15 protein-coding genes are annotated in these 15,314 nt (G+C 58.9%); 13 read left to right on the top strand and 2 right to left on the bottom strand.

Features of this window, described 5'->3' with window-relative positions:
* The first annotated feature begins 689 nt into the window (after window positions 1-689).
* From EEB13_RS18895 to EEB13_RS18865, 7 genes are all read left to right on the top strand, one after another.
* A complete protein-coding gene (locus tag EEB13_RS18895; protein WP_141486040.1) occupies window positions 690-1,724 on the top strand; it encodes a hypothetical protein in 1,035 nt (344 codons plus the stop codon).
* Between the two features lie 37 nt (window positions 1,725-1,761).
* The gene (locus EEB13_RS18890; RefSeq protein ID WP_222839810.1) at window positions 1,762-2,694 is read left to right on the top strand and encodes an AMP-binding protein; all 933 of its coding nucleotides are present in this window, start codon (window positions 1,762-1,764) and stop codon (window positions 2,692-2,694) included.
* Entirely contained in the window at window positions 2,666-2,887 is a 222-nt protein-coding gene (locus tag EEB13_RS32075; RefSeq protein ID WP_410055769.1) for an AMP-binding protein, read from the top strand. The genes EEB13_RS18890 and EEB13_RS32075 overlap by 29 nt, the downstream gene beginning before the upstream one ends.
* Before the next feature lie 18 nt (window positions 2,888-2,905).
* Window positions 2,906-3,313, top strand: a complete 408-nt coding sequence (locus EEB13_RS18880) for a class I adenylate-forming enzyme family protein (RefSeq protein ID WP_141486037.1) — start codon at window positions 2,906-2,908, stop codon at window positions 3,311-3,313.
* Between the two features lie 828 nt (window positions 3,314-4,141).
* Window positions 4,142-5,608: a carotenoid oxygenase family protein gene (locus EEB13_RS18875; RefSeq protein ID WP_261984592.1), complete on the top strand. Its 1,467-nt coding sequence runs from the start codon at window positions 4,142-4,144 to the stop codon at window positions 5,606-5,608.
* Window positions 5,608-6,729, top strand: a complete 1,122-nt coding sequence (locus tag EEB13_RS18870) for an acyl-CoA dehydrogenase family protein (protein WP_141486036.1) — start codon at window positions 5,608-5,610, stop codon at window positions 6,727-6,729. The genes EEB13_RS18875 and EEB13_RS18870 overlap by 1 nt, the downstream gene beginning before the upstream one ends.
* 121 nt (window positions 6,730-6,850) lie before the next feature.
* Window positions 6,851-7,099: an IS110 family transposase gene (locus tag EEB13_RS18865; RefSeq protein ID WP_141486035.1), complete on the top strand. Its 249-nt coding sequence runs from the start codon at window positions 6,851-6,853 to the stop codon at window positions 7,097-7,099.
* A gap of 290 nt (window positions 7,100-7,389) precedes the next feature.
* Here EEB13_RS18865 and EEB13_RS18860 read toward each other — a convergent pair whose 3' ends face one another.
* Window positions 7,390-8,193 (bottom strand): alpha/beta fold hydrolase, encoded by an 804-nt coding sequence (locus EEB13_RS18860; RefSeq protein ID WP_141486034.1) that lies wholly within the window; start codon window positions 8,191-8,193, stop codon window positions 7,390-7,392.
* A 126-nt stretch (window positions 8,194-8,319) separates the two neighbouring features.
* Between EEB13_RS18860 and EEB13_RS18855 the strand changes: the two genes are divergently transcribed.
* The 6 genes from EEB13_RS18855 to EEB13_RS18830 all read left to right on the top strand — a co-directional run bounded on the left by EEB13_RS18855 (window position 8,320) and on the right by EEB13_RS18830 (window position 14,150).
* Window positions 8,320-8,988, top strand: coding sequence for a TetR/AcrR family transcriptional regulator (locus tag EEB13_RS18855; RefSeq protein ID WP_141486033.1), 669 nt, complete (start codon window positions 8,320-8,322; stop codon window positions 8,986-8,988).
* Between the two features lie 295 nt (window positions 8,989-9,283).
* The gene (locus tag EEB13_RS18850; RefSeq protein WP_141486032.1) at window positions 9,284-10,447 is read left to right on the top strand and encodes an acyl-CoA dehydrogenase family protein; all 1,164 of its coding nucleotides are present in this window, start codon (window positions 9,284-9,286) and stop codon (window positions 10,445-10,447) included.
* A 20-nt stretch (window positions 10,448-10,467) separates the two neighbouring features.
* Window positions 10,468-11,253: an enoyl-CoA hydratase/isomerase family protein gene (locus EEB13_RS18845; protein ID WP_261984591.1), complete on the top strand. Its 786-nt coding sequence runs from the start codon at window positions 10,468-10,470 to the stop codon at window positions 11,251-11,253.
* Between the two features lie 103 nt (window positions 11,254-11,356).
* Window positions 11,357-12,415 carry an acyl-CoA dehydrogenase family protein gene (locus EEB13_RS18840; RefSeq protein ID WP_353805922.1) on the top strand — a complete coding sequence of 353 codons (1,059 nt, stop codon included), beginning with the start codon at window positions 11,357-11,359 and terminating at the stop codon, window positions 12,413-12,415.
* The gene (locus EEB13_RS18835; RefSeq protein WP_141486030.1) at window positions 12,412-13,431 is read left to right on the top strand and encodes an acyl-CoA dehydrogenase family protein; all 1,020 of its coding nucleotides are present in this window, start codon (window positions 12,412-12,414) and stop codon (window positions 13,429-13,431) included. The genes EEB13_RS18840 and EEB13_RS18835 overlap by 4 nt, the downstream gene beginning before the upstream one ends.
* Window positions 13,428-14,150: a tyrosine-protein phosphatase gene (locus EEB13_RS18830; protein ID WP_141486029.1), complete on the top strand. Its 723-nt coding sequence runs from the start codon at window positions 13,428-13,430 to the stop codon at window positions 14,148-14,150. The genes EEB13_RS18835 and EEB13_RS18830 overlap by 4 nt, the downstream gene beginning before the upstream one ends.
* 291 nt (window positions 14,151-14,441) lie before the next feature.
* Here the strand turns inward: EEB13_RS18830 and EEB13_RS18825 are convergent, their stop codons facing one another.
* Entirely contained in the window at window positions 14,442-14,990 is a 549-nt protein-coding gene (locus EEB13_RS18825; RefSeq protein WP_141486028.1) for a TetR/AcrR family transcriptional regulator, read from the bottom strand.
* Window positions 14,991-15,314: the final 324 nt, after the last annotated feature.

Below are 15,314 nucleotides of genomic sequence, written 5' to 3'. Positions count from 1 at the left end.
GGGCGGCTCGAAAGGACGACGGGCTTGCGTGGCCGGGTGCATCCTGCGGGTGAGGGTAGCTCACCGAAACCGCATGCGACCTGTTGCCTTCGGTCGTTGATAACGATCGTTTACATTGTTGCTGTGATCCGCTATCGTGACGAACACAGGCATCGGCGATACTCAGGAAAGTGATCAACACCCAGGAGGGGCGATCAAATAAACGGGACACTCCGTCCGCAAGGTAGCTTCGTGCGCGCCCGTTTTGGTCGATTCAGTTCGAAGTGACGGTAGAGAATTGCCTTGGCGGCGACGGCGAAATGCCGGGGGAGAGAGGCGTCTATGTCATCCCGCGGGCGGGGGCGGCTGAATCGTGAGATACACGCAATTCTCCCATAAATGCTGTCGCTCAGGTCTTCTGGGTGGCTCCAGAATAGTCGCATGCCCTTTCGGTCGTCCGGTTTGTAAGATTTGACGAGGTGGCTTTGGCCGCATATGGAGGGCGCATGCGAAGATTCTCGAGTCGCACATGTCAGGGGATTGCTACGCCGAGGGAAGCATCCATATTTATGCGCTGATCGCCGAACTTTCCTGAAATAGATGAATGCCTGGCCGGCGAGAATGAAATCAGAATAACAGCTCACCGGCTGTCTCTCGTTAATGCAACATAACGTTCACTCAGCCAGTTGCCTCTAGTTCAAGGAGCCTCGATGCGTTACTCGGTATATACGGAAGAACCCACCACGGAAGGATTTCGACTCGACCACAATCCCCGTGAGGATCTGGGTGTCGTGCTGGTTTGTCTTTGGGCGAATCTGACTGGTAAATCAGGGAAGTCGTACAACGTGATGCGAGCGTGCCAGATTCCGGGCAAGAACGAGTCGATGAACTTCGGCGCCTACGAGGTGACCGGAGACCTCGACTCACCCGGCAAACTCGTGTATTCGTTCAAGGACTTCCCGGCGGTCGAGGACTTTCGAACACACCAAGACGGTGACGCTGTCGTCTATGAAGGCAACAGTTTCCGGTTCGCGCTCGGAGTGAACGAATTCACCTGGTCGGATGCAGGCGACAACGTCCAATTGGATGCACAGCGCCTGGGCCAGACCGTCACGTATTCGGTGCCACAACAAGACGGTTACGAGCATCCGACGATGGAACGGTCAACCATGGGCAAAGCCGTCGGGAGGATTGGCGACGACCCAGTCGAAGGACTGTTCATGATCGATTTGATCTACAGCCGACCTGACCTGACTTTCGGGGAGACAATGTTCACCCGCAAGATTCACAACTACTGGATGAATTGGCTGATCGAGTACGAAGACGGCGAACTCGAGGGTGGTTTCGCATGGCGTGGCCAGCCTGGCTCGGGGTTCGCTGCGGCGCATCACTACCGAGACGGGGTCAGCCATGCACGTGCTGACGCTCGAATCGACGTGGAGCGTACCGAGCGCGGATCGATGCAGGAAGTAACGCTGTCGCTCGGTAGCGACGTCAGGGTCAGGTTCGAGCAGCAGGGTTCCTACGATTGGCCGATCCATACGCAAGGGGTGGCAGTAGAGACGTTGCGAGACAAGAAGATCAAGAATAGTTGGAACTATTCGGAGAATTTCCCGCTCAATTGGGGGCTCGTAGAGGAATACCAAACTGCGTACTCCAATCTGTACGGGCGCTACCCCTCGCTGCGAGGTTTGCTCGACGGAGCGCGGGTTGTCGACGGGAAGATCGTCCTCGAGCACAAGTAACAAATTTCGCAGAGAGGCAGTGGTGTCTCGAAGGATGGTGAATACGTTGGATATGCGCGAGATACTGGTCTCGGCAAATCGTGCCTTCCCGGATCGCGTCGCCTTTAGCCATGGTGCCCGTAGCCTCACCTACGGGCAACTGTTCGAGCGGTCATGTCGTTTGGCGAATGGGTTGGCCGAACTGGGTATCAAGAAGGGCGATCATGTAGCGGCCGTCGGGCCTAACGGAGTCGAGATGGCTGAGCATATCGCCGGACTCGCGCTTGGGGGCTTTGTACGTTCATCGCTGTACACGCACATGCCTGCAGCATCGAATGCCGACATCGTGCGACGCATAGGCGCACGCGTGCTCCTGGTTCATCAGAGCTGGCTGGATCTACTCTTGCCGCTCACATCAGATATGCCATCCATCGAGCACATCATTGTTTATGGCGGAGAGCTGGTGCCGAGCCAGTGTTTGCAGTACGAGGATCTGCTCGCTGCAGCTTCTACTTCCGATCCGGCAGTGGTGCTTGATCGTTCGGACCCCCATGTCCTTCGGTTTTCAGCCGGTACGACCGGGACGCCCAAGGCAGTTCTTCACACAGTCGGGGCCTTCTACGATCTCTGCAACGAGCTGTGGCAAGCGATGACACCCCCTGACGAACCCGACACGTATCTCGCTGTCGGACCGCTGACTCACGTCGCCGTGAGTGCATTCTGGCCGAACCTCGAGTACGGCGGACGTACCGTAATGATCGACGAGTTCGAGGCAGGCTCCATTCTGCGGCTCATAGAGGAGGAGCGCGTAACTGTCACCACAGCGGTACCTCTCATGGAATCGGCTCGCAACACATCCGGACGTCGAGTCCAAGGATCTCAGCAGTCTGCGTTGCGTTCTGTATGCGGGAGCCCCCATCACCGAGAAGGAACTGCGCCACGCCTTGAGGACCTTGGGTCCTGTGTTGTTCGGGCTGTACGCCCAAAGTGAAGCCGCGCCGATCTCGGTCCTCAAACAGCGTGAGCATCTGCCCAACGGCACACCGAGGGAACAGAAGCGCTTGATGTCGGTTGGACGTGCTGTTCCGGGAGCCAAGATTTGGATTGTCGATTCCGACGGCAACGAAGTTCCCAGCGGCGAGCCAGGCGAGGTACTTGTTCAGACACCCGGAGCCTTCAAATAGTTCTGGGAAGAGCCTGAGATGACGAAAGCTCGTCGCACGGACGACGGTAAGGTCTTCACCCGCGATATCGGTTACCTCGACGAAGATGGCTACCTTTTTCTGGTAGACCGCAGCGAGGACCTGATCATTTCCGGAGGCTTCAACATCTGGCCGGCGGAGGTCGAGAAAGTCCTTCGGGCGCACGACGACGTTCGTGACGCCTGCGTATTCGGTATACCCAGCGAGAAGTGGGGTGAATCCCCACATGCTGTCGTTGTTCTTCGCAGTAACGCGACGGTGACCCGGGATGAATTGATAGAGCTGACATCTCGGGAGCTCGGCTCAGTGAAGAAGCTTGCTTCACTCGAATTTCATGAGGAATTGCCCTACTCTCCGACAGGTAAGCTACTCCGGCGCCGCCTCCGTGATCTCCACCCGGAAAATTAGCAATGTGAGCGCATGAGAACCTGCGGGCGTTTGGTCAGCGGGTTTCGAATACATGACCCCGGCGAATCGAGCCGACCCGGCTAAGATTCTGCCTGCGTTCGGAATTCGATACCGCACAGCTCGGTCGTGAGCGTTTGGAGGCGAGGTGTGTCCTCGGGATCAGGCGAACAAAGCTGGACGTGAACAAGGGAGAAGCGAGCGATCCCGATTCCGTGTGGCGAGAAATCATGGTTGCAGACCACAATCCCAAAGCATCAATTGAACCAGTGTGGTACGAGGCTTCTGTTCGGGTCCGGGATTTCGTGTGCAACCCCCAGGGGCGATCGCGTTGACGTTCTCGAGGATCCATGGCCCATCATGGCTGTGTAGATCGCGAAATCTGACGACGCCGTTGTCGGGGATCGGTACACGGCAGGTGCATGTGGGTGCCTGCCACGACGCCGGCGAGTGGACGCCGGCAAGGCATGTGTTGATATTGAAATCCCTTGTTCGAGTGCGCCAGCGGCGTCTGGCCTTCGCTCGGGGATGTGATGGCGCCGCGTAATGAACTGTTCGTGAGTGCCAGAATCGGCGATACCCCGACCGTATTGGCCAGCGATCCTCCTTCGTGAACTTGGTGGAGGCACGCACCGGCTCGCCGAACGTCGGAACCTGAATTCTCAGTCCGATTCCGGGGAGGGCTCCACGATTCAATTCTGATAACGCTCGTTTACTTCATGGTTCACTTCCGGTAGCGTTAGGACCACGAGCTATGTCGATGCTCGAGTCATTCGGTTAACGTCCAGGAGGATCGATCACATGGGATATTCACTTCCACAGGGCAACTCTATGAAGGGTCCTTTCCAACCGATGCGGTTCGAAGCGACGGTTGAGGAATGCATCGTCAGTCACGGCGAAATTCCGAAGGAACTTGCAGGCGGCTTCTACCGCACAGGGCCTACGTGGAAGCGCCCGACGCGACAGGGGACAAACCCTCTGCTGGGTATGGATGGAATGGTTCAAGGGTTGGTGCTTGAAAATGGCCGCGCGGACTTCCGGAACCGGTGGATCCGTACACCCAAGTACCTCCTGGAAGAGCATCATCGGCGCGGAATGTTCGAGTGGTCGGACGGGGGATTCGGGGACTGGCGCGACAGTGCGTACGGCGACGTGAAGCGCGACAAATATAATTGCGGTGTCCCTCAGGGGACGAACAACATCAATATCTTCCCCTTCGCCGACGGGCTTGTTGCGGCCGGTGAGCAGGGAGGCCCCCCCATCTCGATCGACCCCATAACGCTGGAGACCAATGGGATCGTTTCGTGGTCGCCGAAGCTGTCGACCGGCCTTCACGCACCCACCGCATATGGTGATGCCGACCTCGCTGCTCACCCCAAGTGGGACCACGAAACCGGGATCCTGTACGGATGGAATTACCGCGACGAAGCGCCGTTCGTCACGATCCACATCATTCATCCGGACGGAGTCGTCGAATCACGCGACCTGTGGGACGCTCCCTATAACACTGTGGCGCACGACATCTGGTTGACGCCGGAGTGGGTGGTAATGCCGTTTCAGCCGTTCACGCTTGATGAGAAGAAGGTCACCGAGCGAAAATTGGGAATCTGGGGATGGGACGAAGCGCTGCCGATCGTGATCGCGCTCATCCCTCGCCACGACATCAACGGTGAAATACGCTGGATCACCACGGACATACCGCCGCAGTACATCATGCACACCCTGTCGGCCAACGTCGAGGACAACAAACTCACACTCGATGGTCCAATCTTCAATCGCCCCCCATTCCCATTCGAGCAGGACTTCACCAACGGGGACGACGTCACTCTCTTCTTCAGCATCGCCAAGAGTCACCTGGGTCGCTGGACGATCGACCTCGCCACGGGTGCCGCGAAGTCCGAACAGCTCTCCGATCGGCCCTCCGAGTTGCCGAAGGTCGACGAACGGTTCTACGGAAAGGGATACCGCTGGGGTTTTCAGGTCGGTGGTGTCGTCAAACGTGGAGGGATGTCGATGAACAGCCTCGTTGTGACGGATATGAAGACGCTGTCTGATCAGGAGTATGTCATCCGGACGGACCAGCCGGCCGCTGTGCTCGAGTCGACTTTCGCGCCGCGCACACCAACATCACCCGAGGGCGACGGTTACTTGATCGTTCCCGTCAGCTGGTGGGCTGAAAAGCGTGGCGAATACCAGATTTTCGACACGCACGATATTACCAAGGGTCCGATCTGTCGCATTGATCTGCCGTTCGCTCTGGGCTGGACGCCTCACGGACACTGGAAAGACTTCCGCTGATGAGACGTACCATTTTTGACGAGGGTGACGAACTTTTCCGCGAGACTGTCCGGAAGTTCCTTCTCGAAGAGGTGACACCGGAGTATGCGGATTGGGAGCGCGTCGGCCGGCCGCCACGTGAATTCTGGAAACGTGCGGCCGAGGTAGGGATTCTCGGGATCGGTGTCCCACCTGCGCTCGGCGGAATGAGGGGCTCCACGTTCCGGCACAGTGCGATTGTGAGCGAGGAGGCGCAGAAATTGGGCCTGGCGCTAGGTGGTGTCCGTGTCCACACGGATATCTGCCTTCCGTATTTTCTGCATTTCGCCAACGCGGAGCAGAAGTCGCGGTGGGTGCCACGACTGACCGGAGGCGACGCCGTGGTTGCGCTTGCACTGTCGGAGCCAGGAGCAGGCTCGGACATGAAGTCGATGACGACCAAGGCTGTTCGTGACGGCGACGACTACATCGTCAACGGCACCAAGACCTTCATTTCGAACGGCGCCGGAGCGGACCTGGTCGTGCTGGCGGTAAAGACGGATCCAAGTGCGGGACGTAAGGGAATCAGCCTCTTGGTTGTCGAGACAGACACACCTGGGTACGAGTGTGGGCGAAGTCTTGCAAAACTCGGGCTCAAGGCCCAAGACCTTGCAGAACTATCCTTTACCGACATGCGGGTTCCTGTCTCGAACCTGCTGGGGGAGGAGAACGAAGGATTCACCTATCTGACCTCCAATCTTGCGCAAGAGCGACTGTCGATTGCAGTCAGCTCTCAGGCAGCCGCCGTGGCAGCGCTGAGCGAAACCGTCGCCCAGCTCGCAGGAAAGCGCATCGGGCAGCGCGCGAAGTTCGAGCTCGCCACGTGTGCCACTGATATTCGAGCGGGACAGACCCTCGTAGATCAAGCGATACAGGATCTCGAGGCGAACATGTTGACCGGCGCCGATGCGGCGCTGGCAAAGCTCTACTGCACGGAGTTGCAAGGACGTGTGCTTGCCACGTGTGTACGCATCCTCGGCCCTGATCATTATCGACGGTCTTCGATCGTCGGACGAGGCTACCTCGATGGTCGCGTCACACGAATTTTCGGCGGATCAAGCGAGATAATGAAGGTAATAGTCGCTCAGGATCTTGGCGTGTGATCCGAATCGCGTTGGAGGGGTTCGCGAGTGCCGCGACTGAGCAGCAGTTTTTCGAGTTCGCCGAAATGCACTTGGCGCTCGGGGATCCGTAATCGCCGATGGGATGTCGTGCCCCTCCAACGTGAGAACTGCTTCATCAGGTCGCCGGTGGACCTCGCCGGAAGCCGCCCGGTACACGGTGTTCGCGATTGATCTGTTGCAGGCGAACCGTTTCCGTGATCCCAGCAGTATCTCGGTCCCCAAGAGCGATGCTGCCGCCGCCGACGTGTTGGCAAACATGGTGCGCACCGGTTCGCGCCGGCTGCGGCCGGCGGCAGCCCCGAAGCCGAGGCGGTCAACTGTCGCCCGGGCGCACAAGACCTTGGTCTGAGAACGCACCTGCACCGCCTCACGACTGACGCGGTGCCAGATCGCTTGCGGTGCTCCGAAACCCGCGCCGCTGCGCTGAGGCAGCTTGCCGGCCTTCGGTGTTCGGTCCGTCTCTTCTTGTGGTGCATCGTCTACCTCCCGACTGCGCTGTGGAGCGATGTTGCCGCTCAACCTTTTTGGGGCTGAGGTGATCCGCCAAAGCGTTGGGCAGGCGATCAGTGGTGGGAATCGCCGGTCGCTGCGCCGCGTCGTCATGGCGCGAGCGAGAAGCAAGTGAGTGTGTTTCTACGCCTACTCTTCGATGAATTCCAGCAGCAGTTGGTCAAATTGATCAGCAGCCTCCAGCATCGGGTAATGACCGCAGTCTTCGATTTCCTGTAAACGTGCGTTCGCCAAGCGTTGGTTGAGCCAGCGCGCACCTTTTGCCGAATGCACAGGATCCGAGGCGCCCACGACCTGCAATACCGGTATCGTCACCTGGTCGATGTCATCGGTAAGGTCAGCGTTGAGCATCGAGTTGTAGCAGGCGACTGCGGCCCACGAGGGCATCTGCAACGAACACCGAACGAGCCAGTCGATCGAGTCGCCACCGATGTCACGGTGCAGTCCTGAAACGATGGTGTTTCTTCGCGATGCAATGCGACCGGAGCGCTCTGCTTCGATGAGTGCGGGTTCAAGTTCTTCGGGAGGACGGCCGAAGGGAAAACTTGGCCCCCGACTCGCGCGAACTGCGTTAGAGCCGATTAGCGCGATCCTGGATATTCGTCGACCTCCGTCGAGTGCTGCTGCCCGGAAAGCGACTTGTCCGCCGAAGGACCAACCGACAACAGTGCAGGTGTCGATCTCGACTTCGTCGAGCACGGTCAGTAGATCCCGGGCGAGCTGATCGATGCTGTATCCGCTCAATGGCTTGTCCGAAAGTCCATGTCCGCGTTGGTCGACGCAGATAACCCTGTGTGAGGCAGTCAATGTACGTACTTGTCGATCCCACACCTCGTGGTTGAGTCCGAAGCCGGCAATGAGGACTACCGGCGTTCCACTTCCCAGGTCCTGGACGAACAGTTGGACGCCTTCTTCTACCTTGATGTACGACATGCGCTCACAATACCCGAATTGTGAACGTACGTTAACGGATGGTTCCGTGAGGTCAGTGGACTGGAGACTTCGCGGTATTTTTGAGACAGTGTGGATCGAAGGGAACGATTGCATCTGGGGGCGATAATGACTGAGCGGAAGTCGAACACGGCACCGTCGAACGGCTACGTGGAACCATCGCCAGCACGTCGTACTCGGGGACGGCCGAAGGTCGAGATCGATCGTGACGCTGTCGCGGATGTCGTCGCCGACCTGTTCGCAGAAGGGGGGTTTGACGCGGTTACGATCCCCACCGCCGCCGAGAAGCTGGAGGTTTCGCGGGCGACCCTCTATCGGACGTTTCCCACGAAAGACGATCTCATGGGTGTTCTGTTCGAGAGGAGTACTCGTGAACTCACCAACGACGCGATCGGCGTCATGGAGAGCATGTGTCCCGTCGAGCAAAGGCTGCACGCTCTCATTGGCCTCCAGGTGAACGCGGCTGTGCGGATGCGTCGTTACATGTCGGTGTTCTTCGGTGGTGCCGGTCTTCCTCCTGATGTCTTCGAGCGCTGGCGGGCTTGGACCAGAGAATATGAATCGATCTGGCGCGATTGTGTCGATGAAGCGATGGGTGCGGGAGTCCTGCAACAGTCGGACCCGGTAATCACCACTCGACTTCTGCTCGGAATGTGTATCTGGGTTTCTCGGTGGTATCGCCCCTCCGAGGGCTTCTCGGCCGAGGAGGTCACCGAATCGGTGCTCCGACTGATCTCCGGAGCTCCTTTCCCGCACGCCCTCGCCGACGAGGCCTGATCGACCCCCAACTGCCTCAATTCCGTCTGCGCAAGCCTCTTGCGGCGTCGATCGGTCGACCGTTCGTTCGCGCCGTCCATCCCAAATACGTTGTGTATCACTGTGTGCTGGGCCGTGCCTTGACCTGTCGCTGTCGACTGTGCAATCACTGCCTGTTGACTGGGTAACGCTTCGGCTCCTACTATTGAGACAGTCAAGCTCATAAATCATGTCGTGCCCGGGGTCGAGGGTTGTCGGTTTGGTCGATCACACCGAGGGCAGCGTGGTCTGATCCGGTCGTTAAGGAGTTTCGCCAGTGAGCAATTCGGGGTCGTCGAGGTTTTCGTCTGAGCAGGTCGAGTACGCCCACGCCGTGCGTGCCTTCTGTAACCGCGAGGCTGGAACACGGGAACAGCGCGACGCGCTAACGGACAACGGGCGTGAATGTCACAGCCCCGAGTTGCACCAAAAGTTTGCCGACGCCGGACTATTGGCGGTTTCGATCCCGGAAGAGTATGGAGGAAGTGGGGGAGGACTCGTAGAACAATGCCTCATGTTCGAAGAGATCTTCCGTGGGTTGGCACCACTGCATGGTGCAGGAACGTCTCACACTGTGGCCGGAATCTACAAGAAGTTCGCCAACGAGGAACAGAAGAAGGACGCGCTCGCCGCGATATCCTCCGGAACGGTGATGTCGATCAGCATCTCCGAGCCGGAGGCCGGGTCAGATGCTGCCAATATCTCCTGCAAGGCAGAGAAAGTCGATCAGGGATACCGCATTACCGGTCAGAAGACCTGGTGCTCGGACGCGCAGTTCGCCGGGCGAATCCTTCTCGTGGCTCGCACGTCGCGCGGTGAAAAGCGACATGACGGCCTCACCATGCTTGAAGTTCCCGCTGGCTCCGAGGGTTTGGACATCAACCCCATCTCCACGATGGGAGGCCGGGAAGTCAATGATCTCTTCTTCACTGATGTCCTTGTACCCGATAGTGCCGTTGTGGGAGAGGCAGGCGGCGCTTGGAAGCAGGTGATGGCAGGTCTCAATGGAGAGCGATTGGTCTGTGCTGCACAGGCTTTGGGAAGCGCTCAGCGAACTTTCGACGATCTCCTCGATTACGTCAAGGAGCGAAAGCAGTTCGGTCAGCCAATCGGCACTTTCCAGGCGCTTCGCCACCGAATCGCGGATATCGCCATTGAAATCGAGGCCGCAAGGGCGCTCACCTACGACACGGTCCTGCTGGTGGAAAAGGGAACCGCACCGGCGGACGAATTAGTGCGGCGGACCTCGATGGCCAAGGTCAAGATGACCGAAGTCGCCAAGAAAGTGGCGCTCGAGGGCGTGCAGATGATGGGTGGTTACGGCTATGCAACCGAGTACGGCATGGAAAGCCACCTACGTCACAGTATCGCTCCGACAATTTATGCCGGCACGAATGAGGTGCAGCGAGAAATCATTTCGTCGACATTTGGACTACGATGACGAGGCCCCGGACTATAGAATTGCTCAGCCCGACCGCCGACATTTCAGTTGAAATAGTCGCGGAGACAATCGCCGTCGTCGAGATCAATCGACCACCCAACAACTTCTTCGACGTACCGTTGTTGCAGCAGATCGGCGGCATCTATCGCCAGGTCGACCAACGAAACGACCTCCGAGTCATCGTGCTCGCCGCGCAAGGTAAACACTTCTGTGCCGGCGCGGACTTTGCGGGAACCAGCGGTGTCGAGGAGGTGTCAGCTGACGAAGGTGCAAAAGCGCTCTACAAGGCTGCAGTGGAACTCTTCTCGACGAAAACACCGGTTATTGCTGCAGTACAGGGTGCCGCCGTCGGAGGTGGCCTGGGACTTGCACTGTCCGCCGATTTCCGTGTCGGGAGTCCCGAATCACGCTTTGCTGCGAACTTCGCGCGACTCGGGTTCCATCAGGGGTTCGGGCTGTCGGTCACCCTGCCGCGAGTCGTCGGAAACCAACGAGCGGCAGAGCTGTTGATGACCGGTCGCCGGATCGACGGACTGGAGGCGGAGCGGATCGGCATCCTCGATCGTCTCGTCGAATCGAACAAGATCCGAGACACGGCCATCGAGTTCGCTTCCGAACTCGCAGCGGCAGCGCCGCTGGCTGTCGGGAGTATTCGGGCGACACTACGACATGGTCTGGTGGACCAGATTGCCGCCGCGACGGTCCACGAACGCAATGAGCAAGCATGGCTGCGTGATACGGCCGACTTCGCCGAAGGCGTGAAAGCAGCTTCCGAGCGGCGCGAACCTCATTTCCGCGGTCGGTAACGCAAGCAGACCGCCGCAACGAGAAGCCGAAACAAAGGAGAACTACGTGCCAGGGATCCCGCGAGCACAGGACCTACATAGCCTTCGGGCCGAGGTTAGGGAGTTGACAGACAGCTGGCGCCTAGCAGGCCGGTACGTTCCGCGTAGCGACTGTTGGCTACGCTCGTTCGACCGCGAGTTCAGTAAAGCTCTCGCCGACCGTGCGCTGATCGGATTGACGTGGCCGAAGGAGTTCGGTGGATCAGAGTTGAATGCGCGCGCCAGGTTGGTGGTCACCGAGGAATTGCTCCGAGCAGGAGCGCCGGTTGCCGCGCATTGGATCGCGGACCGTCAAATCGGACCCTCGATACTCCGGCACGGAAGCCGTCGACTTCAAGAGGAACTGCTTCCCGGAATCACCGCGGCAGACTATGTATTCTGCCTCGGCATGAGCGAACCGGAGGCGGGATCTGATCTTGCAGCAGTTCGAACCACGGCCAGGCCTGTGGACGGAGGCTGGCTCGTCTCCGGCCGCAAGACGTGGACGAGCAACGCACACCTCGCCACGCACGCCTACCTTCTCGCACGCACCGATTCCTCCGGCAAGAAGCACCAAGGACTCACAGAGTTCGTCGTGGACATGGACACGGATGGTATCGAGGTCTCGCCGATCGTCGACATGTCCGGGGAACACCATTTCAACGAGATGACACTCACGGATGTGTTTGTACCGGAGCACCGCATCATCGGTGAAATCGGTCAAGGATGGCATCAGGTTGTCGAACAGCTATCGTTCGAACGTGGAGGCCCTGAGAGAGTGCTGACCACATATCCGCTACTCGCAGCGATCATCGAATACTTGAAGGACGCGAACAACTCTCAGTGGAACGATCTTCTCGGAACGCTGGTCGCTCGCTTGTCGACGTTGCGTCGTTTGTGCTGGCAAATTGCGGAGGCTCTCGATGAAGGTCGGGCACCGGTAACCGAGGCAGCGAGTCTGAAACTACTGGGGACAGCGTTCGAGGTTGATGTCATCGAGTTCGGAAGAAGATCTGGGTTCGCGGACTCTGCGAAGTCATCCATGGTCGGTGAGGCGCTACTTGCGTCGCCGGGGTTCAGCATCAGAGGCGGATCCTCTGACGTCCTCTTGTCGATCATTGCGAAGAGTGAGGTAGCCGCATGAGTGAGTTCGGGCCGGAGTTGGTAGACCTCATCTGCAAAATCACCGGTGACTACACCGGGCACCGCGACGGTACATTGCCGCAAGAGTGGAACACCGTGTGCGAGCTTGGATTGGCAGCAGTCGGAATTTCGGAATCCTGTGGCGGTTCGGGTGGAACGGTTGGTGATCTGTCCATCGTCATCCGGGAACTCGCCAAGGCGGGGATCGGCACACCCATTGTCGAGGCATCGACAGCGGCGTGGGCACTGGGGGAAGTGCCCCGGGCGGGATCCGATTTCGACACCGTCGCAACTGCCGTGGGCCACATCGAATTCGACGGCGATTGCCTTTCGGGCGCGCTGGCCTCGGTCCGATATGCACAATCTGCAAAGCGGATCGTGCTACTACTTCCGGAGTCCGATTCCGTCGTGGTCGTGGAAACAGGGGCATCTGCAATCACGATGACTCACGGCTATGACCTCGCCGGTCATCAGACCAGCCGCGTCGAGTTCGACCGCACCCCCGCTCGCCTGGTTGCGAGCGGACGTCATTGTGAGCACGTCCGTGCAAGGCTGGGCCTGGCCAGGGCAACAGCCCTCGTCGGTAGTGGCACCGGCGCCTACCTGCTGACTCGTGGGCACGTTGCTCAACGCGAGCAGTTCGGCGTGCCTTTGATCAAAATACCCGCGGTCGCAGCAGGTTTGGCTCGGATCTCGATCTCTCTCCGTGAGGCCGAAACAGCGACTTTTCGAGCGCTGGCCCTTCAGCTCGATGATGAACAATCGGAAGGCGACCAGTTCGCCGCTGCGGCGGTAGCGCGGGTCATGACGGCAGAGATGGCAACTTTCGTCGCTCGACAGGCGCACCAGCTACACGGTGCAATAGGCGTGACGGAAGAGTATCCCCTCCATTGGCATACCCGAAATCTCTGGTCCTGGCGAGACGCCGATGAGAGTGCTTTGGAGTACAGCAAGCTGCTAGGAGACCTCACGGTGCGCGGTGGCGAACTCGCCCTCTGGGATCGAGTGAGCGCATGACGCTCCAAGAGAACGCCGACCAGGCGCCATTCGTCAACTTCCGCGATCTTGGTGGCCTCACGGCCCCGGGTGGACGGCACGTACGACCGGAAACCTTCTACCGCAGTGAGGTTCCGCTGTTCGGAGACCTCCCCCCAGCTCTGGAATGGCCTCCACGGACGGTCGTCGATCTACGGTCGGAGGGCGAGCGCAATGGTGTACTCGCCCCGATGCAGTGGAGTCAAGCAACATCGATCAATGTCATCCCCCTCATGGCGGACGCCGATCCCACAAGGATAGCGGGCAGACATCTCTCGTTCGTCACAGCCGATTACCTGCACATGTTCCAGCGAGTTGTCGAGGACCGGGCCCGAGAGCTCGCCCGCGCAATCACACTCATCGCACATGCCGAGTACCCCGTACTGGTGCATTGTTCGGCGGGCAAGGATCGAACAGGCATTCTCGTAGCGCTGACGCTAGACCTGATTGGCGTAAGCACCAATTCCATCGTTCGCGATTTCCTGCGCAGCAATAGCGCGGCCGGGGAGATAACGACGAAGGTCTTCCGGGCCCTCGGAAGGGAACCTCACGATCCAGTCCCAAATTCGGCAGCCGAACTATTGCAGGTGATCTCGACGTGGCGTGCGCATCGAGGCGGTGTCGAAGGGTGGTTGGTCGATCACGGCGCGCGGCCGCATGTACCGGCGTTACTCCGGGAGAGACTGCTCCGGTATCCCTGAGGCACAAAGCGAAGCGATTGCCTGAACGCGTGTTCTGACAACAGACGCACAACGAAGCCGGTTGCCGATCCCGAAGCGACCCAATACGCCTGGCTGAGGAGAAGTCCTCAGCCTGGCGTAGTTCGTTCGCCATACCCAGTCGCGCAGAGCACGAATGCTGCCGCTGTACCGCTGCCGCACACACCCACGCATTCGCCGGAAGGCAACTGCCCTCCCGTGAACGGTGTGCTTCGGCTACCTGTCACCGCAACATGGTCGAATCTGTCGATTCTGGCAGCGGATGGCCGGCACTCACGGCCGTCTGAGCCCTTTGAGTACGAACTCACTGATCTCGTCTTCGATGTTGGTCAACGACAGTGGCGCCTTCGGCCAGTTCGACACGGAATTGAGTGCGCCCAAGGCAGTAAGCGCTGCGACTTCTGCCTGCTTGGCGTCCATGTCCGGATAGCACCGTGAGATGCAGTCGATCCATTGGTTCATGTAGGAAATTTCGCGTCGGCGGAGACGTTTGCGGTGTTCGTCCGACAGGGAGCGTCCTTCGCGGATCCACACGCTGGCTAACTTGTGCTCATTCAGTACGAATCGGGCGTGCGCGCGGACTCTGTGCTCGAGGTCCTGAAAAGGGTCCGAGGAGATATTGCCTGTGGCACTGAGGATTCCGTCGATAGCTTGATCGAAGAGGGCAGCGAGAATTTCGCCCTTGCCTTTGAAATGCCGATAGATCGCCGGCCCGGTCAGTCCGGCTGTGGAGCCGATTTCGTCGACCGCAACACCGCCGTACCCCTTCTCGTAGAACAGGTCTGCGGCGACCTTGAGGATCTGCATGTCTCGGGAAGTCACGTCTTTAACTCTAGTCACCTGTTGTTACCTCCAGTATCGCGGTCGGTCTTCACCTGACCGTTCACTTTAGATCTCGTGGGTCGGTTGATAACGAATGTTAACATTCTGGTAGAAATACTCGCTCCGCAACGTCTATGAACTGGTCGTATAGGAAAGGTTCCTAGCCCATTTGTTGGTGAACGACCGCTTGTAGATTCGGCGGCGTGTTGCTAGGATCACACTCGGGTCGCCGTGAACATGAGTTCCCGACTGAGGTTCCGGCAGTGATCGTTGAATCCAGCCCGTTCCAACTCGGCGACGACCGGGCGCCACCGTGAATAAACA

It is taken from the genome of Rhodococcus sp. WS3, assembly GCF_003797085.1.
GTDB lineage: Bacteria > Actinomycetota > Actinomycetes > Mycobacteriales > Mycobacteriaceae > Rhodococcus_F > Rhodococcus_F globerula.
This window is presented reverse-complemented; position numbering and strand designations above follow the sequence as displayed.